Genomic DNA, 26265 nt, shown 5'->3' on the forward strand with positions numbered 1-26265 from the left:
GTGGGGGCTGGTCGCGCAGTTCCCCGCGCCCCTGAAGGGTTGGGCCTGCGGCCCGCCCTTCATCCTGAAAAGCACGGGGCGCAGCCCCGGCCGCTTTTCAGGGGCGCGGGGAACTGCGCGAGAAACCACGAAGAACCCGCACCCGCCGACGAACCGCGCACCCCCGAGCTATGAGGCGCCCGATCCCGGTATCCGGACACGAGTTGCGGCGCGGCGATCATCTCGCGTACGTTCCTGATCAGGTCATGAGTGACAGCCACAAGGCCCCGGCCGGCTGTCCGGCAACCCTCCGTCCGTGGCGGGGTGCCCCGGGTGAAGACCAGGTCGTAGGCAGCGAGGTCTACGACAAGCGCGGACCCCTCACGCACTTGTGAGAAGTGTGGGGCCAGGGGTCCTGGTCGTTCGAGGGAGTCTTCCGTGAGCAAGCGAATGCGATAGGGCCGCCGAGCCCCGCCTCCGCGCACCCCTTTTCCTTCCTTCAGCATGCCTTTCTTCGGCATGCCCTCTCACGGGAGTTCCCCATGTCTGTCTCCAGCGTGTCCAGCCTTGCCGCCGACCAGTCCGTCCGTGCCCCGCTGTCCGTTCTCGGTCGGGATGTCACCGTCCCGCTCGTCACCGGCGGCGAGGTCACCTACGCCGCGCTCGACTACGCCGCCAGCGCCCCCGCGCTCCAGCGGGTCTGGGACGACGTGGCGGCGTACGCGCCGTACTACGGCAGCGTGCACCGGGGCGCCGGGTATCTGTCGCAACTGTCGACGGATCTCTTCGAGAACGCCCGCCGCACCGTCGCCGCGTTCCTCGACTGCCGGGAGGACGACCAGCTGGTCTTCACCCGGTCCACCACCGACTCGCTGAACCTCCTCGCCGCGGCCCTGCCCGCCGACTGCCAGGTCTTCGTGTTCGAGACCGAGCACCACGCCTCGCTGCTGCCCTGGCGGGACGCCCGCGTGACCTACCTCGACGCGCCCCGGACGCCCGCCGCGGCCGTCGCCACGCTGGAGCGCGCCCTCGCCGACCGGGACCCCCACGGCCCGGCACTGGTCTGCGTCACCGGCGCCTCCAACGTCACCGGTGAGATCTGGCCGGTGCGTGAACTGGCCGCCGCCGCGCACGCCCACGGCGCGCGGATCGTGCTCGACGCCGCGCAGCTCGCACCCCACCACCCCGTCTCCGTACAGGACCTGGACGTCGACTGGGTCGCCTTCTCCGGGCACAAGCTGTACGCGCCCTTCGGCTCCGGCGTCCTCGCCGGGCGCGCCGACTGGCTGCGGGAGGCGGACCCGTACCTCGCGGGCGGCGGTGCCTCCCGCAAGGTGACCCGGCGGACGGACGGGGGCGTGGACGTCGAGTGGCACGAGACCGCCGCGCGCCACGAGGCCGGCTCGCCCAACGTCATCGGCGCGTACGCCATCGCCTCCGCCTGCAAGGCCCTCACCGAGGCCGGGTTCGACACCCTCGTCGCCCGTGAGCGGCACCTGATCGACACGGTCCGCGCCGGACTCGCCGAGGTGCCCGAGGTCCGGGTGCTCTCCCTGTTCGGCGACGACGCACCCCGGGTCGGCGTCCTCTCCTTCGTCGTCGACGGCTGGAACAGCTCCCACTTCGCGGCGGCCCTCTCGGCCGAGTACGGCATCGGCGTCCGCGACGGCCTGTTCTGCGCCCACCCGCTGGTCCGCACCCTGCTCGGCAGCGACCCGCACACCCAGGGGGAGTGCGGGTCGCCCGAGGCCGCGCCGGGCGAGAAGTCCCTCAACGCGATCCGGGTGAGCTTCGGCGCCGGCACGCCCGACGAGCACGTCGAGCGGTTCGTGGGCGCGGTCAGGGAACTCGTCCGGGACGGTGCCCGGTGGAACTACCGCACCGAGGACGGCCGTTGCGTCCCCGCCACCTGACGTCACCCGTTGCCACCCTGCCCCAAAGGACAACTGTTCGAGGCTGAGCGGGGCTGCCTAAGGTGGGTGGGCGGTCGGTCTTCGCGGCCGCTCACTACGGGGAGTACGGATGAAGCGTGGGATGAAGGGGCTCGTGATCGCCTCCGCCATGACGGTGGGCATGGTGCTGGCGGGCGGGATCCAGGCGGACTCGGCCGAGGCCGCCATGGGCGACTGCAAGCCGAACGGCTCGCTCTGCCTGTGGGACGCCAAGAACTACAAGCACACCATGTCGTACTACAAGGTGAACGCGGTGTCCGACTACAAGTGCGGCAGGGGCGCGTGGGTGCCGCCGTACGCCGACCATCCCACCCACAAGCGGCTGCCGCGTTCGACGTGGAACCGGACCACCAAGACGTGGTATGGCAAGGACAGCCGGGGCAGGGACCGTCAGATCGTGCGCAAGACCGGGATGCGCGGGTCGACCGATCCGGACATCAGCGCCTACAAGTCGATCAAGAAGTGGTGCTGGAAGTGACCCCGGGAGACCATTCCCGGGCGATCGCCGGACGGCCGTAGAGGCCCTTCGGCAGCTCGACGCGGCGGGCCCTCCTCGGAGGGGGCCCGCCGCGCGGCGTCTGTGCAGCCCGTCGTCGGCCCTGGTCAGCCGTCCAGGCCGATGGCGAACGCGGCCTCCAGGTCGTGCTGCGAGTACGTCCGGAACGCCACGTGCGTGTCCGTCCCCTGCACCCCAGGGATCTTGCTGATGCGCCCGGGGATCACCTCGGCGAGGTCCTCATGGGCCTTGACCCGGACCATGGCGACCAGATCGTACGTACCGGTCACCGAGAACACCTCGGTCACCGACTCGATCGCGGCGATCGACTCCGCGATCTCCGGGATCCGGTCCACGCTGGTCTTGATGAGCACGATCGCGGTGATCACGGCTGGTGTTCTCCCTCGGGGGCCGGAGCGGGGGCATTCGCTGTCACTCTAGTCCTCCGTCCATAACGCCCCCACGCGTAGACGAACCCCAGTCCGAACCCGACGAGGTGCGCCAGATAGGCGACCCCCGGCCCGGACGTCTCCCGGCGCGCGGCCAGCCACTGCAGGGTCACCCAGAACGGCAGGGTCACCCACGCCGGGAAGCGCAGCGGCAGGAAGAACAGGAACGGGAACAGGCTCGTCACGCGGGCTCCGGGGAACAGGAAGAGGAACGCGCCGAGGACGGCGGAGATCGCCCCGGACGCGCCCACCAGTGACTGCTGCGACCCGGCGTGCGCGACCGCGTACGCCACCAGGGCGAGGTACCCGCAGACCACGTAGAAGAGGGCGAACTCCACATGGCCCATGCGTTCCTCGACCATCGCCCCGAAGACGAAGAGGAACAGCATGTTGCCCAGGAGGTGCAGCCAGCTGCCGTGCACGAAGAGGGCCGTGAGGGGCGTGAGGACCGCGCGGGGCGTGCCGGCGAAGAGTTCGACCGGTACGACACCCCAGCGGCGGAAATAGGCCCGCTGCGCGGCGAGCAGCTCGTCCCCGGCGCCGTACACGGGGTTCAGGCCCGCGGCCGGACCGATCAGGAAGACCAGACAGCAGGCGGCGATCAGCCCGTACGTCACCGGCGCCGACTCGTTCCGCACGGTCCGCTCGAGCGGGCGCCCCGCCCCGGGGGCGGACCGGGGCCCGAAAACATGTGCGCTCCACTTGCCGATCATGAGCAGAGCATGACGTAACGGGACCCACCCGCACAGACCGCCTCGCCGCCGAAGGGGTTCGTCGTCACCGCCGGAGGCACTCCATGGGCGGACGGGCGGCGAGTACCGGTCAGGCCGTAGGGTTACGAGCCACACGCACCGGGAGTCCGGCGCGCGCATCACGGAGACTGGAAGAAGGAAGAGCAGCCACGATGACGGTTCCCCTGCCGACGGCCACGACCCGCTGGCGCTGCACCCTCTGCGGCAATCTCACGCGGTTCGACGTGACCCGCTCGTCCAAGGTCGTCGAGTACGTTCACCTGGACCTCGCCGGGGAGCCGAAGGTCGAGGAGCGCGAGGTGGTCAGTGAGACCATCGAGTCGGTCCGCTGCCGCTGGTGCAACGCCGTGGACCAGGTGGAACTCGTGGACAGGCCGGGCGCCGGCTCCTGAGGACGTGGGTCCCCGCTCGCGCGAGTCGGGAGCGGCGGAGGGGCCCGCATGGAAATGGGGTGTGACGGATGGTGGAGACCGCAGGCGGGGGGCCGGGCGACGGCGCCGCTGAGGTGCTCGACCGTCCGCTGCCCGAAGGCGTGCGCCGGCGTGTCGTGCAGATCGTGTCGGACGGGTTCGGCGGCCTGACCGTCGCCGAACTGCCCGCGCAGCTCCGGCAGTACGCCCGGTTCGCCCCGAACCGCCGGGTGAAGTTCGCGGGCAACGCCATGGCGGCCGCGGTCGAGGGCGACACGCTTTTCAGACAGCGGATCGCGGAGCGGTTCCGCGAGGCCCACCCGGAACTGGCCGGCGCCCTGGACACGGGCGCCCCGCCCCCGGCCGCCGACCCGCTGGACGTGGCGGCCGCCGCGTACGTCCTGCGCCCCACGGGCTGGGTGAAGCTGGTCGCCGCGGCCGGCGAGGAGGCCCAGCGGGCGGACGCCGAGCGGGCCGACGAGGAGAGCCGCGCCGAACTGGAGCGGCTGCGCGAGCAGCTCGCGGAGGCCCGCGACCACACGAAGGCCGAGACCGAACGGCTGCGCCAGGAGCTGGAATCGGCCAAGAAGGACGCCGACTCCCTGCACCGCAAGCTCCGGGCGGCCCTCAGCGACGTCAAGCGGGGCGAGGCCGCCCTGCGCAAGCTGAACGCCGAGATGGAGGCCCTGCGCGCCGAGAGCCACGCCCAGGTGTCCGCCGCCGAGAGCGAGACCCGGCGGCTGAAGGCACGGCTCGGCGAGGCGGAGGCCGCCCTGGAGGCGGCACGGCGGGCGGCCCGCGAGGGGCGCAGCGTCGAGGACATGCGCGTACGGCTGCTGTTGGACACCGTGCTGGACGCCGCCCAGGGCCTCAGACGGGAGCTGGCTCTGCCGCCGGTGTCCGTACGGCCCGCCGAGACCGTCGACGCGGTCGAGCCGGGGCGGATGACGCCGAAGGACATCGCCGCCCGCGCGCTGTCGGAGAACGACCCGGCGATCCTGGACCAGTTGCTCGCGCTGCCACAGGCCCACCTCGTGGTCGACGGCTACAACGTCACCAAGACCGGCTATCCGCAGATGCCCCTGGAGAAGCAGCGGTTGCGGCTCCTCGGGCAGCTGTCGCAGCTCGCCGCGCAGACCGGCGCCGAGGTCACCTGTGTCTTCGACGGGGCGGAGCTGGCCGCGCCCGTGCTGCTCGCACCGCCGCGCGGGGTGCGGGTGCTGTTCTCCAAGCCCGGCGTCACCGCCGACGAGTTGATCCGGCAGCTGGTGCGTGCCGAACCGCCGGGGCGGCCGGTCATCGTCGCCTCCACCGACCGAGAGGTGGCCGACGGCGTCGCCAAGGCGGGCGCGCGCCCGGTGGCGTCGGCGGTGCTCCTGAAACGGCTTTCCTGACCCTTCGTTCACGTCCGCACCAACCGCAACGTACGGGCGGTATGACCGAATTGACGGAACTGTTGCGCAACGTAGCGTCAATCGAGCATTACTGCATGTGTGTTGAGTGTAAATAGTGCGCCGGGGGATGGGATTTTTGCTGTGTGGGATTTGAAGTGATCACCGTTAGGTCACTAGGGTCTGGGCTCAAACCTCTGGACGGGTGATCGTTGCCGCCGGTCCCCCTTCGGGCGGGCGATCGCTCACAAGAAGGAGTTCACCTACCGTGGCGTCCCACCGTCGACCCAAGCAGCCGAGCCGTGCGCGAGTGAGCGTGCTCACCACCGCCGCCGCCGCTGCCGTGGCACTGACCTCGCAGGCGGCCAACGCCGCCCCCAGCGACAAGCCGAGCAAGGAAGAGGTCAAGGCCAAGGTCGACGCGCTCTACGAGGACGCGGGCCGGGCCACCGACAAGTACAACGGGGCCAAGGAGAAGCAGGAGAAGCTCCAGAAGGAGATCTCCACCATCCAGGACAACGTCGCCCGCGGCCAGGAGGAGCTCAACGAGCTGCGCGAGGGCATAGGCCAGGCGGCCAGCGCCCAGTACCGCACGGGCGGCATCGACTCCTCGATCCAGCTGTTCCTCTCCGCCGACCCCGACGACTACCTGGACAAGGCCGCCACCCTGGACCAGTTGAGCGGCCAGCAGGTCGAGCAGCTCAAGAAGATCCAGGAGAAGCAGCGGGCGCTCGCCCAGCAGCGCCAGGAGGCGGCCGAGAAGCTCGAGGACCTCGCCGAGACCCGCGAGACCCTGGGCAAGAAGAAGAAGGAATACCAGAACAAGCTCGCCGCGGCGCAGAGGCTCCTCAACAGCCTCACCGCCCAGGAGCGGGCCGACCTCGCCGAGGACGAGCAGCGCGCCAGCCGCGACGCCGGCGAGCGTGTCGAACTCGGCAAGGACGTTCCCGCCTCCGACCGCGCCGCCGCCGCGCTGGCCGCCGCCGACACCCAGCTCGGCAAGCCGTACGTCTCCGGTGGCAGCGGCCCCAACTCCTACGACTGCTCCGGCCTCACGCAGTGGGCCTACGCCCAGGCCGGTGTGTCGATCTCCCGGACCACGTACACCCAGCAGAACGACGGCACGAAGATCGGCCGCGACCAGCTGATGCCGGGCGACCTGGTGTTCTTCAACAACCTGGGCCACGTCGGCCTCTACGCCGGCAACAACACGGTCATCCACGCCCCCTATCCGGGCAAGGTCGTCCGCTACGAGTCGATGGACACCATCGGTTCCTTCCAGTTCGGCGTCCGCGTCGTCTGACGCCCCCACGGCTCGAACGAGGCCGGTTGTCACACACCGTGACAACCGGCCTCTTCGCGCTTCAAGATCAGGACACAACGCCAGCCGAACGGGCGAATTCCCGCACCTCGCACTGACCCCGCGCCCCGCTGGTGACCTGCGTCCCGAGCAGGGCGTCACGCTCCGTGCCCGCGGAGGTCTTTGGCTGTGACCGGGTCGCGCGGCTACTGTCGGCCGCGCCTTCCTCACCCGCCGTGAGAACGCCCCCGCGAAGGGGCGGCTCGACGCCGTGCCGGGGGAGGATCCTGTCCGCCGTCGAAGGGAGTGCGGCTTCCCGTGGGGTCCCACAGTCGTCTTGTACCGTCCGGGTTCGACCGGGGCGCAGCCGCCGCCCTGGGTGTGCTGTCCGCCGCGGCCGCCGCGCTCGGCGCCATCCCCGTCCAGCAGGCCGCCGCCGCGCCGCACGACAACTCCACCCGCGCCGAGGTGGACCGACTGTACGAGCAGGCCGAACGGGCCACCGAGGCGTACAACAAGGCCGACGAGCGCGCCGACCAGCTGCGCGACCAGGTCGGCGCCGCCCAGGAGGCCATCGCCCGCAAGCAGGACAGCGTCAACACCATGCGGGAGTCCCTCGGTTCGCTCGCCGGCGCGCAGTACCGCTCGGGCGCCCTCGACCCGTCGCTCGTCCTGCTGTTCTCCACCGACCCGGACGACTACCTCGCCAAGGCCTCCGCGCTCGACCGGATCAGCACCCACCAGGCGGGCGAACTCCGCGACCTCCAGCAGGCGGTGCGGGAGCTCGCCCAGAAGCGCCAGGAGGCCACCGGGAAGCTCACCGAGCTGGAGAAGAGCCGCAAGGCCGTCGCCGCGCACAAGCGGACCGTCGAGCGGAAGCTCGCCAAGGCCCGCGAACTCCTCAACTCCCTGCCCGACGAGGAGCGCGCGGAGTACGACCGCGCTTCCCGCTCCGGCCGCGCCGAGATGGAGCAGGAGACCCCCGACCCCTCCGGTGCCGTCGCCCCCAACGCCCGTGCCGCCACCGCCGTCTCCGCAGCCCGCTCCGCCCTCGGCAAGCCGTACATCTGGGGTTCCACCGGCCCGCACGGCTTCGACTGCTCCGGCCTGATGGTGTGGTCGTACGCCCAGGCAGGCGTCGCGCTCCCGCGGACCTCGCAGGCCCAGCGGTACGCGGGCGCCCAGGTCCCGCTCTCCCAGGCCCAGCCGGGAGACCTGGTCACCTACCGCTCCGACGCCAGCCACGTCGGTATGTACGTGGGCGACGGCCAGGTCATTCACGCCCCTTACCCGGGCGCCCCCGTCCGCTACGACCCCGTCGGCATGATGCCCATCGCCTCGGTCACCCGCCCCTGACCGCGGCCCCCGCCGCATCGAGGCCCGGCCGCCCCGTCCCAGGGGCGGCCGGGCCGCCGTACGATCGGGAACGTGGCTGGTCGAAGGCGTGCGCTCGCGGACGGCGCGGGAGTCTGTCTCGCGCTGACCCTGCTCGTCGGCTGCGGCGGCGGGGCACCGGACTCCGCGCGCGCCGACGTCGAGGCCATGCTCGACCGGCGGGCGACGGCGGTCCTGGAACGGGACGCGGCGGCGTACCGGGCCACCGAGGAGCCGACGGTCACCACCAGCGGTCAACGGGCCACCGGGGCGGCCGAGTTCGCGAACCTCCGCGATCTGCCGCTGGCCTCCTGGTCCTACGACCTCACCGGCTTCCGGCGCACCGGCGACCGGGCGACGGCCGAGGCGGCCCTGCGCTACCGGATACGCGGCTACGACAAGGCGCCCGTCACCGCCGTACGGACGCTGACCCTGGCGAGGGACGGTGACGGCCGCTGGCGGGTCGCCTCCGACGAGCCGTCGGACAAGGGCACCGAACAGCTGTGGGAGCAGGGGCCGATCCGGGCCGTCCGGGGTGAGCGGAGCCTGGTGCTCGGGGTGGGCCGGTCGGACGCGAACCTGCGGGAGTACGCGCGCCTGGCGGACCGGGCCGTGCCCGCCGTGACCGAGGCGTGGGGTGAGGACTGGGCGCGGCGGGTCGTCGTCCTCGTCCCGAAGTCGCTGGAGGAGATGGCGGAGCTCCTCGGGGCGCCCGCGTCCGGCTACCGGGGGATCGCCGCCGTCACCACCGGGGAGGCCGGAGGCGCGGCCAGGGCGCCCGCGGACCGGATCATCGTCAACCCCGACGCCTACGCGGTGCTCGGCGCGTTCGGCAAGCAGGTCGTCCTCACCCATGAGACGACCCATGTCGCCACCCGCGCCCACACCAACGCAGCCACGCCGCTGTGGCTCTCCGAGGGGTACGCGGACTGGGCCGGCTACCGGGCGACCGGCCGCACCGCGCCGGAGGTCGCCCCGGAGCTGCGCAGGGCGGTCGCGGCGGGGCGGGTCCCCGACGCGCTGCCGACGGACGCCGACTTCGGGTTCACCGGCGACTCGGGCCGGCTCGCCCGCGCCTACGAGGGCGGCTGGCTGGCCTGCCGGCTGATCGCGGACCGCTGGGGCGAGGTACGGCTCGACGAGTTCTACCGCGCCGTCGGAGCCCACGGGAAGCGCCCCGGAGCCGTGGAGGGCGCCCTGAAGGACGTCCTGGGCACGGACCTCGCCGCCTTCACCGCGCAGTGGCGGGAGTACGTACGGGCGCAGCTCGACTGAGCGCCGGGCTCCTGAGGGCGGTGCGCGCCGGGCCGCGCGCCGGGGTCTCGCCCCGCGCGCGGCCCGTCGGGCGGGAGCGGTGGGTGGGACGCCTAGGGCCCTTCTGATGGATCTCCGCGGCGTCACGGCCCCAAGCACGCACTCTCGCCGCACCGCGCGAAAGCCCACGTAGCGCCGCTACGAGGACTTCCACGCGGCACGGCGAGAGCACGCACCGGACGCCGCTCCTTCTCCCACGGAGATCCGTCAGAAGGGCCCTAACCGTGCGCGGTCCCGGCGACGTCGACCGCTTCGGTGCCGTCGCGGCGCATCCGCTCGACGCCCCAGGCGCCGAGCGGCTCCAGCGCCCGGTTGAGCGTCCGCCCGTCCTCGGTCAGGGAGTACTCCACCCGCGGCGGCACCTCGGCGTAGACCTCCCGGTGCACGAGGCCGTCCTCCTCCAGCTCGCGCAGGTGCTGCGTCAGCATCTTCTCGCTCACGCCCGGCATCCCGCGGCGGAGCTCGGCGAAGCGGCGTACGCGGTGGGTCTCCAGTTCCCAGAGGATGAACCCCTTCCACTTGCCGCTCAACACGTCGAACGCGGCGTCGATGCCGCAGATGTACGGCCCCCGTCTCGGCGCCCTCGCCATCACGATCCCCCTTACGGAAAGGTAAGTACCGCAGTAATTAGTAGGTACTTCCGAGACTAGTGGCGCTGTTCGAGCATGGAGGGGTGAACGCACACCAGAACCCCCCTACCAGCAAGGACAGTTCCGTCACCGTCATCGGGCTCGGCCCGATGGGGCAGGCGATGACCCGCACCCTGCTCGCCGCCGGCCACCCGGTCACCGTCTGGAACCGCACAGCCTCCCGCGCCGACGGCCTCGTCGCCGACGGCGCGACCCTCGCGGCGACCCCCGGCGAAGCGGTCGAGGCGAGTGACCTCGTGCTCCTCAGCCTCACCGACTACCGGGCCATGTACGACATCCTCGACCGCGCCACCGCGTCCCTCACGGGCCGGACGCTGGTCAACCTCAGCTCCGACACGCCCGACCGCACCCGCGAGGCGGTGACCTGGGCGGCGGGTCACGGGGCCGCCTTCCTCACCGGGGGCGTCATGGTCCCCGCGCCGATGGTCGGCACGCCGGCGTCGCGGGTCTACTACAGCGGCGACGCCCCGGTGTTCGAGCGGCACCGGGAGGTGCTCTCCCGGCTGGGGACACCGCAGTACCTGGGCGCGGACCCGGGCCTCGCCCAGCTGATGTACCAGGCCCAGCTCGCCGTGTTCCTCACCACCCTGTCGGGGCTGATGCACGCCACCGCGATGCTGGGGACGGCGGGGACACCCGCCAAGGACGCGCTGCCGGAGCTGCTGTCCTTCACCGACTCGATCGGCGCCATGCTGAGGGCCGGTGAGGAGCACCCCGGTGCCGCGCTCGACGCGGGCGAGCACCCGGGCGACCTCAGCACGGTCACCATGATGGGCGCGACGTCCGACCACATCGTCGAGACCAGCACGTCACTCGGCCTCGACCTCGCGCTGCCCCTGGCCGTGCAGGCCCACTACCGGCGCGCGATCGAGAACGGCCACGGCGGCGACAACTGGACCCGCATCATCGACAGCATCCGCGGCCGCGGCTGACGCCGCCGTCGCACCGGGCACGCTCAGGAGTTCAGCGACTCCCTGGTGCGGGCCACCTGCCCCGGGACCGCGGCCCGGCGCGGGTGCGGAACCGTGCTCCGCCACAGTTCGAGGGCGGCCACGAGCGCGGCCAGCACGAGGAGCCCGTTGCGGACGAAGAGGAGCGTGATGCCCAGCCAGTCGCTCATGACGACATGGGCGAACCAGATCGGGAACTCCAACACGGTCACGAAGGACGCCATCAGGACCAGGACGGCGGGCCACAGCATGCGACCTGCCCGGAAGCAGAGGCACACGGCCGCGAGGCCGACCAGCCACACCATGTACTGAGGGCTGATCACCCTGCTGGTCGCGGTGAACATCAGCACCGCCGTGAACGCCGCGTCCGCGAGGGTGTGCGGGGCGAAGCGCCGGGCCCGCACCCGCCACAGCAGCAGCCAGGCGAACGCCACCCCGGTCAGCACCAGGGCCGCGTCGCTCACGACGTCGACATGGTCGCCGAGGAACTCCACGGAGCCGTAGTTGAGCAGCACCTGGCCGTCCCAGCCGAAGTGCCGGGCCACGTGGAAGACGAGGGCGCCCAGCGACTCCACCTCGGTGCCCCGGTCGCGCTGGAAGGTCAGGAAGGCGAACGCGCCGGGCATCGAGACGGCGAGGACCAGCGACAGACCGGCCGCCGTGGCCGCCGCCCAGAGCCACGCCGTACGGCCGCGGGCCCCCAGGAGCAGCAGGGCCGGCCACACCTTCAGCAGGGCCGCGAAGGCCGTCAGCGCCCCCATCACCGCCGGGCGGCGGCTGCCCGCGAGGAGCGCGGCGACCGCGACCGCGGTCACCATCACGTCGTAGCGGGCGTACACCGTCGGGCCGATCAGCGGCAGGCCCACCGCCCACACCCAGGCGCCGCGCCGGGACCGGCCGGGCCGGCCGCCCGTGTACAGGAGCAGGGCGAGCACCGCCAGATCGGCGAGGAAGGCGAGGACGAAGAACGCGGAGGCGTACTCCAGGAAGGGCAGCAGCGCGGGGGAGAGGATCGCGAGGGCGGCGGCGGGCGGGTACTGCCACGTCACGTCGTCCAGCGGATACGTTCCGGTGCGCAGGGTGCCGTACCAGCCCTGGTAGATGACCGACACGTCGGTGGTGACGTCCGGGCCCGGGAACACCCACACCCTGAACACGAACAGCAGCAGGACCAGCCTGGTCGCGCCCCAGACCGCGAGCAGGCCGAACGGGGGCCGCCGTGTGCCCGTCATGTCCAGCTGAGCCATCCGATGCCCCTGTCCGAAGTGCCGCCGCGCCCGGCGTGTCGTCTCCGCGCGGGTTACCCCACGATTGTGCGGGTGCGGGGACATGATCTCCCGTCCGGCTGTGAGACGGCGGTGAAGCAGGGGCGGATCCTGTGGGAGATGCCTGCCGAGTCCTGTGCGAGGGTGCCCGCTGAGCGGGTCCTGTGCGAGGTGCCTCGCGGCGGCTGTCGCGGCCCCGTTCGGTAGGGTCGGCGACGATGCACAAGACCCTGATCGTGACCAACGACTTCCCGCCCCGGCCCGGCGGCATCCAGGCGTTCCTGCACAACATGGCGCTGCGTCTGGACCCGGAGAAGGTCGTCGTCTACGCCTCGACCTGGAAGCGGAGCCGCGAGGGCGTCGAGGCGACGGCCGCCTTCGACGCCGAGCAGCCCTTCACCGTCGTGCGCGACCGCACGACCATGCTGCTGCCGACACCCGGCGCCACGCGGACGGCCGTGCGGCTGCTGCGGGAGCACGGCTGCACGTCCGTGTGGTTCGGGGCGGCGGCCCCCCTCGGCCTGATGGCCCCCGCGCTGCGCCGGGCGGGCGCCCGGCGGCTGGTGGCCACCACACACGGGCACGAGGCGGGCTGGGCCCAGCTGCCCGCCGCCCGGCAGCTGCTGCGGCGGATCGGCGAGGGCACGGACACGATCACCTACCTCGGCGAGTACACGCGCTCCCGGATCGCCACGGCCCTCACCCCCGAGGCGGCCGGGCGCATGGTCCAGCTGCCGCCCGGCGTGGACGAGAAGACCTTCCACCCGGACTCCGGCGGCGACGAGGTCCGCGCCCGGCTCGGGCTCACCGACCGGCCGGTGGTCGTGTGCGTCTCCCGGCTCGTCCCCCGCAAGGGCCAGGACACCCTGATCCGGGCGATGCCGGCCGTCCTCGCCAAGGAGCCGGACGCGGTCCTGCTGATCGTCGGCGGAGGACCGTACGAGAAGGAGCTGCGCCGTCTCGCCGAGGAGACCGGCGTCGCCGGGTCGGTCCGCTTCACCGGGTCCGTGCCCTGGTCGGAACTGCCCGCCCACTACGGCGCGGGCGACGTCTTCGCCATGCCGTGCCGCACCCGGCGGGGCGGGCTGGACGTGGAGGGCCTCGGCATCGTCTACCTGGAGGCGTCCGCCACCGGCCTCCCTGTCGTCGCCGGTGACTCCGGCGGCGCCCCCGACGCGGTGCTCGACGGCGAGACCGGCTGGGTGGTGCGGGGCGGTCACCCGGAGGAGGCCGCGGAACGCGTCGTCACCCTGCTCGGCGATCCCGAGCTGCGCCGCCGCATGGGGGAGCGGGGGCGGGCGTGGGTGGAGGAACGGTGGCGGTGGGACACGTTGGCCGAAAAGTTGGAGTTGTTGCTGTAGGGGCAAAAGGGGCATCCAGTATCTCTGGTGGGAATGGGGGCGTCCGCCCATCCTGTGTGCATGACAGAGAAACTGACGCAACATCACCTTTCTCGCCGTCGCATCCTCGGTATGGCCGCCCTCCAGACGGCCGCCGCCCTCGGGCTCACCAGAGTCAACCTCCGGTCGGCGCACGCCGTCGAGCCCGACGCCGTCGACACCTCCCCGGCGCTCGTGATCGGCTCGGGCTACGGCGCCGCCGTGGCCGCCCTCCGCCTCGGACAGGCCGGTATCCGCACCGTCGTCCTGGAGATGGGCCGTCTGTGGAACACGGCCGGCCCGGACGGCAAGGTCTTCTGTTCGACCAGGGAACCGGACAGCAGATCCATGTGGTTCAAGACCCGCACGGAGGCCCCGCTCGCCACCTTCCTGTGGCTGGACGTCGTCAACAGGGACATCAGCCCCTACCCCGGCGTCCTGGACCGGGTCCGCTACGCCAACATGTCGGTCTTCCTGGGCCGCGGCGTCGGCGGCGGCTCCCTCGTCAACGGCAGCATGGCCGTCACCCCCCTCCAGTCGTACTTCGCCGAGCAGTTCCCCACCGTCGACACCGCCGAGATGTACGGCACGTACTTCCCGCGCGCCCGCGCCATGCTCGGCGTCAACACCGTCGACCCGGCGTGGTTCGAGTCCACCGAGTGGTACCGCTTCAGCCGTGTCTCGCGCGCCCACGCCCAGAAGGCCGGCCTGCGGACCACCTTCGTGCCGAGCGTCTACGACTTCGGCTACATGCAGCGCGAGGCGGCCGGCACGGCGACGAAGTCGGCCCTCGCGGGGGAGGTCATCTACGGCAACAACCACGGCAAGAAAAGCCTCGACAAGACGTACCTCGCCGCCGCCCTCGGCACCGGCAACGTCACCATCCACACCATGGAGCGGGCCCGGGACATCCGCAGGGAGAACGACGGGACGTACGTCGTCACCGTCGACCGCGTCGACGACACCGACACGGTCGTCGAGACCAAGGAGTACGGCTGCACGTACCTCTTCCTCGGCGCGGGGAGCGTCGGCACCTCCGAACTCCTCGTCCGGGCACGGGCCAAGGGCACCCTGCCCGCGCTGAACGCGAGCGTCGGCGCCGGCTGGGGCACCAACGGCAATGTGATGCTCGGCCGGGCCAACCACCTGTGGGACACGGTCGGGGCGAACCAGTCGACCATGCCGGTGCTCGGCATCGACGACTGGGCCAACACCGCCAATCCCGTCTTCGCGGAGATAGCCCCGCTGCCCACCGGGCTGGAGCACTGGGTCAGCCTCTATCTCGCCCTCACCAAGAACCCCGAGCGCGCCTCGTTCACCTACGACGCCGCGAGCGACTCGGCGAAGCTCGGCTGGAGCGCCGCCCAGAGCGCGGTCTCCGTCTCCATGGCCAAGAAACTCTTCGACCGGATCAACTCGGCCAATCGCACGATCTACCGGTACGACCTGTTCGGCTCGTCCAACAAGGTGTTCGCCGACGACTTCACCTACCACCCGCTGGGCGGCTGCGTGCTGGGCAAGGCGACCGACGACTACGGGAGGGTGAAGGGCTACTCGAAGCTCTACGTCACCGACGGCTCGCTGGTGCCCGGCTCGATCGGCGTCAACCCGTTCGTCACCATCACCGCGCTCGCCGAACGCACGATGGCGCGGGTCCTCGCCGAGGACACCGCGCCATAGCCGTACATCAGGGGCGTGCTACTTCGCGTAGATCGCCTCGATCTCGTCCGCGAAGTCCTTCGCCACCACGTTCCGCTTGAGCTTCAGGGACGGCGTCAGGTGGCCCGAGTCCTCCGTGAACTGGGAGGAGAGAATGCGGAACTTCCGCACCGATTCCGCCTTCGACACCGCGGCGTTGCCGTCGTCGATCGCGGCCTGGACGGCCGCGTTCAGATCGGCGTCCGCGCTCAGTGACGCCGCGGTGGACCCCGCCGGCTTGCCGTGCTCGGCGGCCCAACGGCCCAGGAACTCCTCGTCGATGGTGACCAGCGCGCCCACGAAGGGACGCCCGTCGCCGACGACCATGCACTCAGCGACCAGGGCGTGCGCCCGGATCCGGTCCTCGATCACGGCCGGAGCGACGTTCTTGCCGCCCGCGGTGACGATGATCTCCTTCTTGCGGCCGGTGATCCTCAGGTAGCCGTCCTCGTCGAGGGTGCCGATGTCACCGGTGTGGAACCAGCCGTCGGCCAGCGCCTCCGCGGTGGCGCCCGGGTTGTTCCAGTACTCCTTGAACAGGTGGTCGCCGTGCAGGAGCACCTCTCCGTCGTCCGCGATGCGCACCACGGAGCCCGGCAGCGGCTGCCCGACCGTACCGATCTTCTGCCGGTCCCACGGGTTGAACGCCGTCGCCGCACAGGACTCCGTCAGACCGTAGCCCTCCAGCACCGTGAAGCCGATGCCGCGGAAGAAGTGCCCCAGACGCTCGCCCAGCGGGGCGCCGCCGGAGATCGCGTACTCGCCCTTGCCGCCGAGCACCGCCCGCAGCTTGCTGTAGACGAGCTTGTCGAACACCTTGTGCTTGATCTTCAGCCCGAGGGCCGGCCCCGACGGGGTGTCCAGCGCCTTGCTGTACGCGATCGCCGTGTCCGCCGCCTTGTCGAAGATCTTGCCCTTGCCGTCGGCCTGCGCCTTGGCCCGGGCGGAGTTGTAGACCTTCTCGAACACCCGCGGCACACCGAGGATCAGCGTCGGCCGGAAGGAGGCCAGCTCGTCGGTGAGGTTCTTGATGTCCGGCACGGTGCCCAGCTTGATCGGCGCCATCATCGGCGCGACCTGCACCAGTCGGCCGAACACGTGCGCCAGCGGGAGGAAGAGCAGCACGCTGCACTCGCCCGTGCGGAACAGCGGCCGCAGCCGCTCCACCACATTGCCGCACTCGGCGAAGAAGCTGCGGTGGGTGAGGACGCACCCCTTCGGGCGGCCCGTCGTGCCGGACGTGTAGACGATGGTCGCCGGGTCGTCGGCCTTCGCCAGCGAGCTGCGCTCCTCGACGGCCTGGTCGGTGACGTCCTGGCCGAGGCGCCCCAGCTCCTCCACACCGCCGCCCTCGATCTGCCACACGTGCTTGAGCGCGGGCAGCCGGTCGCGCACCGACTCGACGGCGGCCGTGTGCGTGTCCAGCTCCACGATCATGGCCGTGGCACCCGAGTCGGCGAGGATCCACTCCACCTGCTCCGGCGAACTGGTCTCGTACACCGGCACGGTAACCGCGCCCGCCGACCAGATCGCGAAGTCCAGCAGGGTCCACTCGTACCGGGTACGGGACATCAGCCCGACCCGGTCGCCCGGCTGGACACCGGCGGCGATGAGCCCCTTCGCGGCCGCCCGCACCTCGGCGAGGAACTGGACCGCGTCGACGTCCTGCCAGGCACCGTCCACCTTGCGGGCGATGACGGCGACATCGGGATGCTGCGCGGCGTTTCTGCGGACGATGTCGGTCAGATTGCCGTCCGCAGGGACCTCGTACAAAGCCGGAAGGCTGAACTCGCGCAAGACTGCTGCTCCTCATAGGGCGCCGGCGCCACGACGTACGCGTGTGATGCGACGGTGCGGTCCAAGGCTGGGGCTAGCGCTCAGGTCCCCCTTGGTTCCTCACTGGTTGAAAACCTGAGCACGACTGGACTGCCCGGACGTTACCCGTCGGTATGGCTTCTCCGCGAGGGGGGTGGCGGGAGATGTTTTCCGCGTCACACGTATGGGGTTCTCCGGGAACAATAATCCCCACACTTACTGACTGGCCAGTAACCACAGGTTCGGTCGACTCTGTTCACCTATGCCGCACCCGCCTACGCTTGATCGTCATGGCACCCACACCAGGCGGTAACCGCAGGACACGTATTCATGTGGTCAGTGACGTGCACGGCAACGCGCGCGACCTGGCCAGAGCCGGCGAGGGTGCCGACGCCCTGGTGTGCCTCGGTGACCTGGTCCTCTTCCTCGACTACGCGGACCACTCGCGCGGGATCTTCCCCGATCTGTTCGGCGCCGAGAACGCCACCCGGCTCGTCGAACTCCGCACCGCCCGGCGCTTCGAGGAGGCCCGCGAACTCGGCGCCCGGCTCTGGGCCGGCATCGGGCAGGACCGTTCCGCCGTGATCGAGAAGGCCGTGCGCAAGCAGTACGCCGAGCTGTTCGCGGCGTTCCCGGAGCCGACGTACGCCACCTACGGCAATGTCGACATGCCGGCGCTGTGGTCCGAGTACGCGGGGCAGGGGACGACCGTGCTGGACGGGGAGCGCGTCGAGATCGGGGGCTGGGTCTTCGGGTTCGTGGGCGGCGGACTGCGCACCCCCATGCGCACGCCGTACGAGATCAGCGACGAGGAGTACGCGGCGAAGATCGAGGCCGTGGGGGAGGTGGACGTGCTGTGCACGCACATCCCGCCGGAGGTGCCCGAGCTGGTGTACGACACGGTCGCGCGCCGGTTCGAGCGGGGGAGTCGCGCGCTGCTGGAGGCGATCCGTCGGACCCGGCCGCGGTACTCGCTGTTCGGGCACGTCCACCAGCCGCTGGCGCGGCGGATGAGGATCGGGGCCACCGAGTGTGTGAACGTGGGGCACTTCGCCGGGAGCGGTAAGCCGTGGGCGTTGGAGTGGTGAGTCCGTACGCGCGGTAGCCTTCACGCTGCACATACGTGCGCACCCACCTCCCTCACCGGACCGTCTCTGGAGGAGCCACGGCGATGGCGGAATTCACCAGTTCGAGCATCACGATCGAGGCTGCGGCGGCCGACGTCATGGGAGTGATCGCCGACTTCGCCCGCTACCCCGACTGGACGGGTGAGGTGAAGGAGGCGGAGGTCCTGAAGACCGACGACGAGGGACGCGCCGAGCAGGTGCGACTCGTCATGGACGCCGGGGCGATCAAGGACGACCAGACGCTGGCGTACACATGGACCGGGGCGAACGAAGTGTCCTGGACGCTGGTCAAGTCGCAGATGCTGCGGTCGCTGGACGGCTCGTACATCCTCAAGCCGGTGAGTGACTCGGCGACCGAGGTGACGTACCAGCTGACCGTGGACGTGAAGATCCCGATGCTCGGGATGATCAAGCGCAAGGCGGAGAAGGTGATCATCGACCGGGCGCTGGCCGGGTTGAAGAAGCGGGTGGAATCGGGGGTCTGAGCCGCCTGCCCACCCGCCCGCCCGACTCGCCCTGGTGACAAGGGTGCCGTTCGAGCGCCCAAGGGGGCGGGGGTGCGCGTGTGTTCGCGGCTGCGGGTCCGCTGTGGTCGGTCGCGCAGTTCCCCGCGCCCCTTCGGAGTGGGCGGTGGTTCCTTGGCGCCGTCCTCCGCCGTTTTCCTTCGCGCGCTCCCACGGTCGCCGTCTCCAGCCGCGGGCAGTCGTGCCGCTGGGGCGGCACGGGTGGGCGCGGCGGCACCCCGTTCGCGCGGTGAGCGGAATCCCTGCCCCCGTCCGGTGGGTTACCGTTCAGCCCCATGCGCACCATCCTGATCACCGGGCAAGGCGGCAGTGGCCGTACGACGGTTGCCGCGGCCACGGCGGTGGCGGCGGCTCGGGAGGGCTGCCGCACGCTCGTGCTGAGCGCCGACCGGACCGACAGTCTCGGGGCGGTGCTGGGCACCCCGACCGGCGCCGAGCCCGTACCGGTCGGCTCCTGCCTCACCGCGTGGCGGCCCGACGCCGCCGCCGGCTTCCGCGTGGACCTCGTCGCGTTCCAGGAGCGCGCCGCCTCCGTCCTGGATCTGCTGGGCGCCGGCCGGCTGGACGCCGAGGAACTCACCCCGCTGCCCGGCGCCGAGGAACTGGCCCTCCTGCGCGCGCTCCGCGACGCCGCGCTGTCCGAGGCGTACGACCTGCTCGTCGTCGATCTGCCGCCCCTCCCGCAGGCGCTCGCCCTGCTCGGCCTCCCGGAGGAACTCCGCCGCTACCTGCGGCGGTTGCTGCCCGCCGAACGCCAGGCGGCCCGCGCCCTGCGCCCCATGCTGGGCCGGCTGGCCGGCGTGCCGATGCCCGCGGAGTGGCTGTACGAGACGGCCGCCCGCTGGGACGTCGAGCTGGCCGCCGTCGCCGCGGTCGTAGACGACCCGGGCACGACCGTACGGCTGGTCGCCGAGCCGGGCCCCGCCGGCGCCGACCACGTCCGGGTCGCGGGCGTCGGCCTCGCCCTGCGCGGCCTCCCCGTGGACGCGCTGGTCGCCAACCGGGTCCTGCCCGAGGACACCTCCGACACCTGGCTCGCGGGTCTCGTCGCCCAGCAGGACAAGACGCTGTCGGAGTGGCGCGCCACCCACCCCGTCCGTGAGGTCGCCCACCTCGGCCGTGACCCGCGCGGCACCGACGACCTCACCGCTCTCGACGTACCCCCTGCGGGTGACAGGCCCGCCCGGGTCGAGTGGCCCGTCGCCGACCGGCTCGCCGACGACGGCGTGCTCGTCTGGCACCTCCCGCTGCCCGGCGCCATACGCGACGAGCTGGACCTCGTGCGGCGCGGCGACGAGCTGGTCGTCACCGCCGGCCAGTTCCGGCGCATCGTGCCGCTGCCCTCGGCCCTGCGCCGCTGCACGGTCGACGGGGCGGCCCTGCGGGACGGCGAGCTGAGGATCCGCTTCGCGCCGGACCCCCGGTTCTGGCCGCGCACCCGGTGAACCGCATACCCCCGTTCGGGTAACGTCGAAGGTACGAAACGTAGGCAGGAGTCCGCCATGAGCGAAGAGCGCCCCACGTCCGATGCCGCTCGTCAGGACGCGGTCGGCCAGGCCGCCGCGGACGAGTACGAGGTACGGGCCACGGACGCCGACGCCTGGGCCACCGCGTGCGAGGAGGATCTCGCCGCGGAGAAGGCCCGCCGCCGGGCGCAGCACGGGCCGCCGCCGGGCTCGGCCGCCGAGGAACTGCGCAAGCTGGTCGACACCGTCGCCGACAAGCTGTCCGGCCTCCAGTCGCCGCTGCTCGGCGCGGTGGCGGGCGGAGCGGCCCAGCAGATGGTCAGCCAGGTCGTCCAGCAGGCCAAGGCCGCCGTCGAACCCGTCATCGAACGCAACCCGGACGTCTTCGACCATCTCGCCGCCGCGGGCAACGAACTCCTCGCCGCGTACCGCTCCGCCGTCGAGGCCCAGGAACGCCGCTGGACCACCCGCGACCCCGCCCACCGGGAACGCCGCGACGAGGACGACGGCCAGGGCCCCGGCGAACGCATCGACCTGGACTGACTCAGGGGCGTCCGCCGGGCGGACGACGGGAGCCCCGGTGCTGGGCCCTCGGGTACGGTTGGCCGTAGCGGGGCTCGACCGAAACTGAGGGATTCATGGGACTCACCATCGGCGTCGACATCGGCGGTACCAAGATCGCGGCCGGTGTGGTCGACGAGGAAGGCAACATCCTCTCGACCCACAAGGTGCCGACCCCGGGTACGCCCGAGGCGATCGTGGACGCCATCGCCGCCGCCGTCGAGGGCGCGCGAGCCGGCCACGAGATCGTCGGCGTCGGCATCGGCGCTGCCGGTTACGTCGACCGCCAGCGCTCCACGGTCTACTTCGCCCCGAACATCGACTGGCGCAACGAGCCGTTGAAGGAGAAGGTCGAGGCCCGCGTGAGCCTGCCCGTCGTCGTCGAGAACGACGCCAACGCGGCCGCGTGGGGCGAATACAAGTTCGGCGCGGGCAAGGGCCACCGGAACGTCATCTGCATCACCCTCGGCACGGGCCTCGGCGGCGGCATCATCATCGGCAACAAGCTGCGCCGCGGGCACTTCGGCGTGGCCGCCGAGTTCGGCCACATCCGGATGGTGCCCGACGGTCTGCTGTGCGGCTGCGGCAGCCAGGGCTGCTGGGAGCAGTACGCGTCGGGGCGCGCGCTGGTGCGGTACGCCAAGCAGCGCGCCAACGCGACCCCCGAGAACGCCGAGATCCTCCTCGGCCTCGGCGACGGCACGCCCGACGGCATCGAGGGCAAGCACATCTCCATGGCCGCCCGCCAGGGCGACCCCGTCGCCGTCGACTCCTACCGCGAGCTGGCCCGCTGGGCCGGCGCAGGTCTCGCAGACCTCGCCTCCCTCTTCGACCCGTCGGCGTTCATCGTGGGCGGCGGTCTGTCCGACGAGGGCGAGCTGGTCCTCGACCCCATCCGCAAGTCGTACAAGCGGTGGCTCGTCGGCGGCAACTGGCGCCCGGTCGCCCAGGTCATCGCCGCCCGGCTGGGCAACGAGGCCGGCCTGGTGGGCGCGGCCGACCTGGCGAGAGAGCCCGACCCGATCATGTGACACCCGGTCGGCTGCGGCCCCGTGTCCCGGAAGGGGCGCGGGGCCGCAGCCATGGGCGGCTCCGCCGCACGGGCGCGCCGAGCCACGAACCGCCCCCGGTCGCAAACGGACAAATACCCCCGGACTCGGGGCGTATCTTGATCCCCATGGCGACGAACCCGCTGCCCAACTCCCGCACGAACCCCGACGGTTCGGCGACCATCCGTGTCCTCAGCTACAACATCCGCTCCATGCGGGACGACACCGACGCCCTCGCCCGGGTGATCAAGGGCTGCGCCCCCGACCTGGTCCTCATCCAGGAGGCGCCCCGCTTCTTCCGCTGGCGCAAGAAACTCGCGCGGCTGGCCGCGGCCTCCGACCTCGTCACCCTCTCCGGCGGCGCCACCGCCTCCGGCCCCGCCCTGCTGTGCGGCCTGCGCGCCACCGTCGAGCACACCGAGGACGTCCTGCTGCCGCTCACCCCCGGCCTGCACCGGCGCGGCTTCGCCACGGCCGTGGTCCGCTTCGGCCGCGCCCGCCTCGGCGTCCTGTCCTGCCACCTCTCCCTGCAGAAGGACGAACGGTACGAGCAGGGCGGCATGCTCCTCGACCGCCTCGCCGCCCTGGGCGTGGAGCACGCGGTCGCGGGCGGCGACCTCAACGAACGCCCCGACGGCCGCACGTTCCGGCGGCTGGCCGGCGCGCTCCAGGACTGCTGGGCCACCGCGCCCTGGGGCAGCGAGTACACCTCCACCCCGGCCGACCCCCACCAGCGCATCGACGCCGTCCTGGCCACCCCCGGTATCGAGGTCCTCGGCTGCGGTGTGCCGCTCGGCCAGGCCGGCATCAGCCGGGACGACCTGAGGGCGGCCACGGACCACCTTCCGGTCCTGGCCGCCCTCAGAGTGCCCGCAGCGTCGTCCTAGATCCCCGACGAACCAGGGCTCTTCGTACGCACGACCTAGCCGGCGGCCACCGGCCGCTGCTTGACCCTGTCGACGATCGCCCAGCTGTCCAGGTACGACAGCTGGGTGTAGCGCTTCATGTGCTCACCGTCACCCGACGTGCGCTCGTCCCGGCAGCCCAGGAACCGGTACGTCACCGGGTCGAAGATGAAGTAGCCGCCGAAGCCCGACGACCCCTCCGGGAGCGTCGGGTCGTCGTAGGTGATGGCCACGCCGACCCTGCCCTTGGCGTCCTTCTGGTTCGGCACCGCCTTCACGCCCGGCACCATCCCGAGCGCCTCGTACGCCGCCGGGCGCAGCCCCTCCGGCATCACCGGGACCAGCTTGAGCAGCCCGGCGAGGCTGAAGTGGATGTGCGACCACTCCTGGTCGGTGATCTTCTCCAGGGAGGTGTTCTTCTCCTTGCCGCCGAAGAAGTCGTCCTGGATGGCGAGGATCAGCTTCTCCGGGTCGGTCGGCAGCTTCCGCAGCCTGCCCCAGTCCTGCGGGGGCCAGCTGCTCTCGTCGTCCGCCAGCGGCGGCGACCACCAGCCCTTGCCGATCTCCATGATCCAGGAGCGCTTCGAGCCGTCCACGGACCGCCAGTTCTCGTCGACGTGGGTCTTCGTCCGCCCGGTCTTCTGGTCGGTCTCCTTGATGATCTCCTTGGTGTAGACGAACTGGTCGTCCCGCGGGCTCACGGTCTTCCCGTGCTCGCGCTCGTAGGCCGCCGCCCCGTTGAGCACGCTCCGAGCGCTCACGTTCCGGATCGGCGGCAGGCTCGTCACCCGCGGATGCGTGGTCCTGCCCCGGTCGCCGTCGTCGTCCTGCACGGCGACCAGGACACCGGCCGCGACCGCGGCGGCCACCACGCCCGTCAGCGCGACGCGCAGCAGCGGCCGACGGCTCACCACGGCGGTCCGGGCCGTCCGGCCCATCGCGCGGTCCGCGTCGGGCGCGGTGATCGTGGCGAGCAGCCGGGCCCGGCCCCGGCGCCGGGTCTCCTCGTCCAGCGGGGGAGTCCCCGCGTCGAAGTCGGTGAGGTCCCTCAAATCCCTCAGGTCCCTCTGGTCGTCGATGTCACGCATGGGCGTCCGCCTCTCGGAAAGCTGTCGGATCGGATCCGCCCAGTGCTTCGCGCAGTTTGCTGCGAGCCCTGTTCAGCCGGGATCTGATGGTGCCGACGGGCACGCCGAGGGCGTGGGCCGCTTCCTCGTAGTCGAGGCCGGCCCACGCGATCAGCAGCACGACGTCGCGGTGCCGGGCGGAGAGCCCGGCCAGCGCGGCCGCCAGGTCCCGGCGCACCCCCGTGGCACCGGCCCTGGCGACCGCGCGGTCCGCGACCGGCTCCTCGTGCTCCACCGGCTCCGGCAGCCGGGACAGCGCCTTGAACCGGCGTGCCTCGGCCCGGCGGTGCCGGCCCACGAGGTTCGTCGCGATGCCGAACAACCAGGGGCGGGCGTCGGCCCGCTCCGGGTCGTACGTGTGGCGTCGCTGGAAGGCGGTGACGAAGGTCTCCGCCATCAGATCCTCCGCCGCCTCCGGACCGAGCCGCCGGGCCGCGTAACGGTGCACGGCGTCGGCATGCCGGTCGTAGAGCACGGCGAACAGCTCGGGCTCGTCCCGGGACCGCGCGATCACACGGGCATCACTCTCCTCGCGATCCTCGTCGCGGGTGCCGACGCCCGGTGGTCCGACGGTCATCGGGGCTCCTCTCGTTCGTCCGAACGCCTCGAAGGCTTGGGCTTGTTCAGGTTCTTCACCCGTCCTTCGCCGCTCGCCGGATCCGAGTTCCATTCCGGCGGACGCCGGCGCGCGCCCACTCCGGAAACAACGACGAGGGCCCGCCCGGAACGCTCCCGGGCGGGCCCTCGTACGGCGGCGGGGGTCAGACGACCGCGCCCCGCCCCGGATCGTCGTCGTCCTCGTCGTCGGTCTTCATCCGCATCACCAGCGTGGCGAAACCGCCGAGGAAACCGCCGATGCCCAGGGTGGTCAGCCACCAGGTCATGTCCCAGCCGAGCAGCACCGCGAGCAGCAGCAGCACCGGGCCGCCGACCACGCCCAGCCAGGCGAACTTGGCGGTCGCGTCGGCCTCCGGCAGCGGCGGCGGCTCCGGGGGCACGAAGTGGCCCTCGCCGTCCTCGTCCTCGTCCTCGTCGTCGTCCTCGCCGGTGTCCTCACCCACCGGATCGGGCACCGTGTAGTCCCGTGGACCGGCGCCGACACCGGGCGCGAACGCGACCGAGCTGCCCAGCGGCTTGGGAGCCGCAGGCCCGGCACTGTCCGCGGCGCCGCCGGCGGGCGTGTCGGAGGGCTCCTCCGGGTCGGCCTCCAGCAGCGCCAGGTCCTCCACCGAACGGAACGGCTTGGCGCCCGGCGGGTCCGGCGGCTCCTCACCGAAGCCGGCGACGATGGCCCGCCAGGCGGCGTCCTCGTCGAACGGCACCTGCTGCTCCTCGTCCGGCGTGTCACCGGACGCCGCAGCCGAGCCGCCCGAGCCACCGGAACCCGATCCGCCCGAGCCCGATCCGCGTGAGTCACCGTGGCGCTCACCGAGGGGCGCGCCCTTCTCCTCCGGCTCACGCTCGGAGTCGTGCTCAGCCACCAGTGGCCGTCCCTTCCCTCTGCTCCTTGGATCCCGCACCGAACCGCTCCGCGGACCCCGACCCGGACTGCTGTACGGATTCCGTCCCGGACTCCTTCATCGAATCCGTCCCGGAGCCCTCCGCGGACTCCCCGTCGGTCCCCTTCGCGGCGTCCCCCACGACACGGGTCACGAACGCCAGGCTCTCCTCGAAAACGCGGTCCGCGTCGTGGTCCAACGTCGCGACATGGTGGCTGTGTTCCAGCAGGATCTCTGTGACGTCCGTGGACGACACCCGGCCGAGCACACGCGCGGAGTCGGCGGCCGGCACCACATGGTCCCGTGTGCTGCGCAACAGCAGCAACGGCTGCGTCACCTGGGGCAGTTCACCGTCGACCAGCCGCAGGAAGGTCCGCAGGGAGTGCGCCGCGTGCAGGGGCACCTTGTCGTACCCCAGCTCCGTGACGCCCTCCTTGGCGATGTCGTCGGTGATCCCCCTGGTGCTGGGGACGAGGTGCCGGAGCACGGGAAGGGCGCGGGCCGCCAGGCCGTGCACCTCGTTGGCCGGGTTGACGACCACGACGCCGTCGACCGCGTCCCCGTGCTTCGCCGCCAGCCGCAGGGCCAGCGCGCCACCCATGGACAGCCCGGCCACGAAGACCCGCGCACAGCGCTCGCGCAGGGCGCGCAGCTCGCGGTCCACCTCCGCGTACCAGTCCTGCCAGCCGGTGATCCGCAGGTCCTCCCAGCGGGTGCCGTGCCCCGGCAGCAGGGGCAGGACGACGGTCAGATCGTGCTCGGCGAGGTACTCCGCCCAGGGGCGCAGCGACTGCGGGGAACCGGTGAAGCCGTGACAGAGGAGCACCCCGACC

General features: G+C 71.8%; 25 protein-coding genes and 1 riboswitch. Of the genes, 16 read left to right on the forward strand and 9 right to left on the reverse strand.

From position 1 onward, the window contains the following. Positions 1-241: 241 nt before the first annotated feature. Positions 242-358, forward strand: a riboswitch (SAM riboswitch). A 163-nt stretch (positions 359-521) separates the two neighbouring features. Next, the gene (locus AOK23_RS27530; RefSeq protein ID WP_055715316.1) at positions 522-1892 is read left to right on the forward strand and encodes an aminotransferase class V-fold PLP-dependent enzyme; all 1371 of its coding nucleotides are present in this window, start codon (positions 522-524) and stop codon (positions 1890-1892) included. Between the two features lie 109 nt (positions 1893-2001). Then, complete coding sequence (locus AOK23_RS27535; RefSeq protein ID WP_157878173.1) at positions 2002-2409, forward strand: hypothetical protein; 408 nt, start codon at positions 2002-2004, stop codon at positions 2407-2409. Between the two features lie 125 nt (positions 2410-2534). Here AOK23_RS27535 and AOK23_RS27540 read toward each other — a convergent pair whose 3' ends face one another. After that, positions 2535-2816 carry an Lrp/AsnC family transcriptional regulator gene (locus tag AOK23_RS27540; protein WP_055516478.1) on the reverse strand — a complete coding sequence of 94 codons (282 nt, stop codon included), beginning with the start codon at positions 2814-2816 and terminating at the stop codon, positions 2535-2537. Further along, positions 2813-3589 (reverse strand): rhomboid family intramembrane serine protease, encoded by a 777-nt coding sequence (locus tag AOK23_RS27545; RefSeq protein ID WP_055715318.1) that lies wholly within the window; start codon positions 3587-3589, stop codon positions 2813-2815. The genes AOK23_RS27540 and AOK23_RS27545 overlap by 4 nt, the downstream gene beginning before the upstream one ends. A gap of 191 nt (positions 3590-3780) precedes the next feature. Between AOK23_RS27545 and AOK23_RS27550 the strand changes: the two genes are divergently transcribed. From AOK23_RS27550 to AOK23_RS27570, 5 genes are all read left to right on the forward strand, one after another. Further along, positions 3781-4020: a hypothetical protein gene (locus AOK23_RS27550; protein WP_055541554.1), complete on the forward strand. Its 240-nt coding sequence runs from the start codon at positions 3781-3783 to the stop codon at positions 4018-4020. A gap of 68 nt (positions 4021-4088) precedes the next feature. After that, a complete protein-coding gene (locus AOK23_RS27555) occupies positions 4089-5432 on the forward strand; it encodes an NYN domain-containing protein (protein ID WP_055715319.1) in 1344 nt (447 codons plus the stop codon). 265 nt (positions 5433-5697) lie between these two features. Continuing rightward, a complete protein-coding gene (locus AOK23_RS27560; protein WP_055715320.1) occupies positions 5698-6732 on the forward strand; it encodes a C40 family peptidase in 1035 nt (344 codons plus the stop codon). A gap of 315 nt (positions 6733-7047) precedes the next feature. After that, entirely contained in the window at positions 7048-8085 is a 1038-nt protein-coding gene (locus tag AOK23_RS27565) for a C40 family peptidase (protein WP_055715321.1), read from the forward strand. 72 nt (positions 8086-8157) lie between these two features. After that, positions 8158-9378 carry a Cif family virulence factor gene (locus AOK23_RS27570; RefSeq protein WP_055715322.1) on the forward strand — a complete coding sequence of 407 codons (1221 nt, stop codon included), beginning with the start codon at positions 8158-8160 and terminating at the stop codon, positions 9376-9378. 257 nt (positions 9379-9635) lie between these two features. Here AOK23_RS27570 and AOK23_RS27575 read toward each other — a convergent pair whose 3' ends face one another. Then, on the reverse strand, positions 9636-10007 hold the full coding sequence (locus AOK23_RS27575; protein ID WP_055715323.1) for a winged helix-turn-helix transcriptional regulator: 372 nt from the start codon (positions 10005-10007) through the stop codon (positions 9636-9638). Positions 10008-10090: 83 nt separating this feature from the next. On the opposite strand from AOK23_RS27575, the gene AOK23_RS27580 reads away from it, so the two are divergent. Next, a complete protein-coding gene (locus AOK23_RS27580; protein WP_055715324.1) occupies positions 10091-10999 on the forward strand; it encodes an NAD(P)-dependent oxidoreductase in 909 nt (302 codons plus the stop codon). 23 nt (positions 11000-11022) lie between these two features. On the opposite strand, the gene AOK23_RS27585 is transcribed toward AOK23_RS27580, so the two are convergent. After that, positions 11023-12264, reverse strand: a complete 1242-nt coding sequence (locus tag AOK23_RS27585; RefSeq protein WP_055715325.1) for a glycosyltransferase 87 family protein — start codon at positions 12262-12264, stop codon at positions 11023-11025. A 236-nt stretch (positions 12265-12500) separates the two neighbouring features. Between AOK23_RS27585 and AOK23_RS27590 the strand changes: the two genes are divergently transcribed. Together AOK23_RS27590 and AOK23_RS27595 are read left to right on the forward strand one after the other, a co-directional pair. Next, entirely contained in the window at positions 12501-13643 is a 1143-nt protein-coding gene (locus AOK23_RS27590; protein ID WP_055715326.1) for a glycosyltransferase family 4 protein, read from the forward strand. A gap of 60 nt (positions 13644-13703) precedes the next feature. After that, positions 13704-15341, forward strand: coding sequence for a GMC oxidoreductase (locus tag AOK23_RS27595; RefSeq protein ID WP_469853479.1), 1638 nt, complete (start codon positions 13704-13706; stop codon positions 15339-15341). An 18-nt stretch (positions 15342-15359) separates the two neighbouring features. Here AOK23_RS27595 and AOK23_RS27600 read toward each other — a convergent pair whose 3' ends face one another. Continuing rightward, a complete protein-coding gene (locus tag AOK23_RS27600) occupies positions 15360-17156 on the reverse strand; it encodes an AMP-dependent synthetase/ligase (RefSeq protein ID WP_055715328.1) in 1797 nt (598 codons plus the stop codon). Between the two features lie 308 nt (positions 17157-17464). Here AOK23_RS27600 and AOK23_RS27605 point away from each other — a divergent pair, with 308 nt between their 5' ends. The 6 genes from AOK23_RS27605 to AOK23_RS27630 all read left to right on the forward strand — a co-directional run bounded on the left by AOK23_RS27605 (position 17465) and on the right by AOK23_RS27630 (position 22788). Beyond that, a complete protein-coding gene (locus AOK23_RS27605) occupies positions 17465-18262 on the forward strand; it encodes a metallophosphoesterase family protein (RefSeq protein ID WP_079049733.1) in 798 nt (265 codons plus the stop codon). Between the two features lie 83 nt (positions 18263-18345). After that, positions 18346-18786 carry an SRPBCC family protein gene (locus AOK23_RS27610; protein ID WP_055715330.1) on the forward strand — a complete coding sequence of 147 codons (441 nt, stop codon included), beginning with the start codon at positions 18346-18348 and terminating at the stop codon, positions 18784-18786. Between the two features lie 314 nt (positions 18787-19100). Next, complete coding sequence (locus tag AOK23_RS27615; RefSeq protein ID WP_055715331.1) at positions 19101-20270, forward strand: ArsA family ATPase; 1170 nt, start codon at positions 19101-19103, stop codon at positions 20268-20270. 57 nt (positions 20271-20327) lie between these two features. Then, positions 20328-20834 (forward strand): DUF5304 domain-containing protein, encoded by a 507-nt coding sequence (locus tag AOK23_RS27620; RefSeq protein ID WP_055715332.1) that lies wholly within the window; start codon positions 20328-20330, stop codon positions 20832-20834. Between the two features lie 95 nt (positions 20835-20929). Next, entirely contained in the window at positions 20930-21883 is a 954-nt protein-coding gene (locus AOK23_RS27625) for an ROK family glucokinase (RefSeq protein WP_055523010.1), read from the forward strand. A 146-nt stretch (positions 21884-22029) separates the two neighbouring features. Then, positions 22030-22788, forward strand: a complete 759-nt coding sequence (locus tag AOK23_RS27630; RefSeq protein ID WP_055715333.1) for an endonuclease/exonuclease/phosphatase family protein — start codon at positions 22030-22032, stop codon at positions 22786-22788. A gap of 35 nt (positions 22789-22823) precedes the next feature. On the opposite strand, the gene AOK23_RS27635 is transcribed toward AOK23_RS27630, so the two are convergent. From AOK23_RS27635 to AOK23_RS27650, 4 genes are all read right to left on the reverse strand, one after another. Next, positions 22824-23894 (reverse strand): CU044_5270 family protein, encoded by a 1071-nt coding sequence (locus AOK23_RS27635; protein ID WP_055715334.1) that lies wholly within the window; start codon positions 23892-23894, stop codon positions 22824-22826. Further along, positions 23887-24510, reverse strand: coding sequence for an RNA polymerase sigma factor (locus AOK23_RS27640; RefSeq protein WP_055715335.1), 624 nt, complete (start codon positions 24508-24510; stop codon positions 23887-23889). The genes AOK23_RS27635 and AOK23_RS27640 overlap by 8 nt, the downstream gene beginning before the upstream one ends. Before the next feature lie 184 nt (positions 24511-24694). Further along, positions 24695-25414, reverse strand: coding sequence for a hypothetical protein (locus AOK23_RS27645; RefSeq protein ID WP_055715336.1), 720 nt, complete (start codon positions 25412-25414; stop codon positions 24695-24697). Next, a partial coding sequence (locus AOK23_RS27650; protein WP_063791413.1) for an alpha/beta hydrolase occupies positions 25407-26265 on the reverse strand: 859 nt, incomplete at its 5' end. The genes AOK23_RS27645 and AOK23_RS27650, both read right to left, overlap by 8 nt.

It is taken from the genome of Streptomyces torulosus, from assembly GCF_001419765.1.
GTDB classification, from domain to species: Bacteria; Actinomycetota; Actinomycetes; order Streptomycetales; family Streptomycetaceae; genus Streptomyces; species Streptomyces torulosus.

Bases quoted from the DNA above. Each gene is read 5' to 3' on its own strand.
- AOK23_RS27530 (WP_055715316.1), top strand. From the start codon at position 522: ATGTCTGTCTCCAGCGTGTCCAGCCTTGCCGCCGACCAGTCCGTCCGT.
- AOK23_RS27535 (WP_157878173.1), top strand. From the start codon at position 2,002: ATGAAGCGTGGGATGAAGGGGCTCGTGATCGCCTCCGCCATGACGGTG.
- AOK23_RS27545 (WP_055715318.1), bottom strand. From the start codon at position 3,589: ATGATCGGCAAGTGGAGCGCACATGTTTTCGGGCCCCGGTCCGCCCCC.
- AOK23_RS27550 (WP_055541554.1), top strand. From the start codon at position 3,781: ATGACGGTTCCCCTGCCGACGGCCACGACCCGCTGGCGCTGCACCCTC.
- AOK23_RS27555 (WP_055715319.1), top strand. From the start codon at position 4,089: ATGGTGGAGACCGCAGGCGGGGGGCCGGGCGACGGCGCCGCTGAGGTG.
- AOK23_RS27575 (WP_055715323.1), bottom strand. From the start codon at position 10,007: ATGGCGAGGGCGCCGAGACGGGGGCCGTACATCTGCGGCATCGACGCC.
- AOK23_RS27585 (WP_055715325.1), bottom strand. From the start codon at position 12,264: ATGGCTCAGCTGGACATGACGGGCACACGGCGGCCCCCGTTCGGCCTG.
- AOK23_RS27590 (WP_055715326.1), top strand. From the start codon at position 12,501: ATGCACAAGACCCTGATCGTGACCAACGACTTCCCGCCCCGGCCCGGC.
- AOK23_RS27595 (WP_469853479.1), top strand. From the start codon at position 13,704: ATGACAGAGAAACTGACGCAACATCACCTTTCTCGCCGTCGCATCCTC.
- AOK23_RS27605 (WP_079049733.1), top strand. From the start codon at position 17,465: ATGGCACCCACACCAGGCGGTAACCGCAGGACACGTATTCATGTGGTC.
- AOK23_RS27610 (WP_055715330.1), top strand. From the start codon at position 18,346: ATGGCGGAATTCACCAGTTCGAGCATCACGATCGAGGCTGCGGCGGCC.
- AOK23_RS27615 (WP_055715331.1), top strand. From the start codon at position 19,101: ATGCGCACCATCCTGATCACCGGGCAAGGCGGCAGTGGCCGTACGACG.
- AOK23_RS27620 (WP_055715332.1), top strand. From the start codon at position 20,328: ATGAGCGAAGAGCGCCCCACGTCCGATGCCGCTCGTCAGGACGCGGTC.
- AOK23_RS27625 (WP_055523010.1), top strand. From the start codon at position 20,930: ATGGGACTCACCATCGGCGTCGACATCGGCGGTACCAAGATCGCGGCC.
- AOK23_RS27630 (WP_055715333.1), top strand. From the start codon at position 22,030: ATGGCGACGAACCCGCTGCCCAACTCCCGCACGAACCCCGACGGTTCG.
- AOK23_RS27635 (WP_055715334.1), bottom strand. From the start codon at position 23,894: ATGCGTGACATCGACGACCAGAGGGACCTGAGGGATTTGAGGGACCTC.
- AOK23_RS27640 (WP_055715335.1), bottom strand. From the start codon at position 24,510: ATGACCGTCGGACCACCGGGCGTCGGCACCCGCGACGAGGATCGCGAG.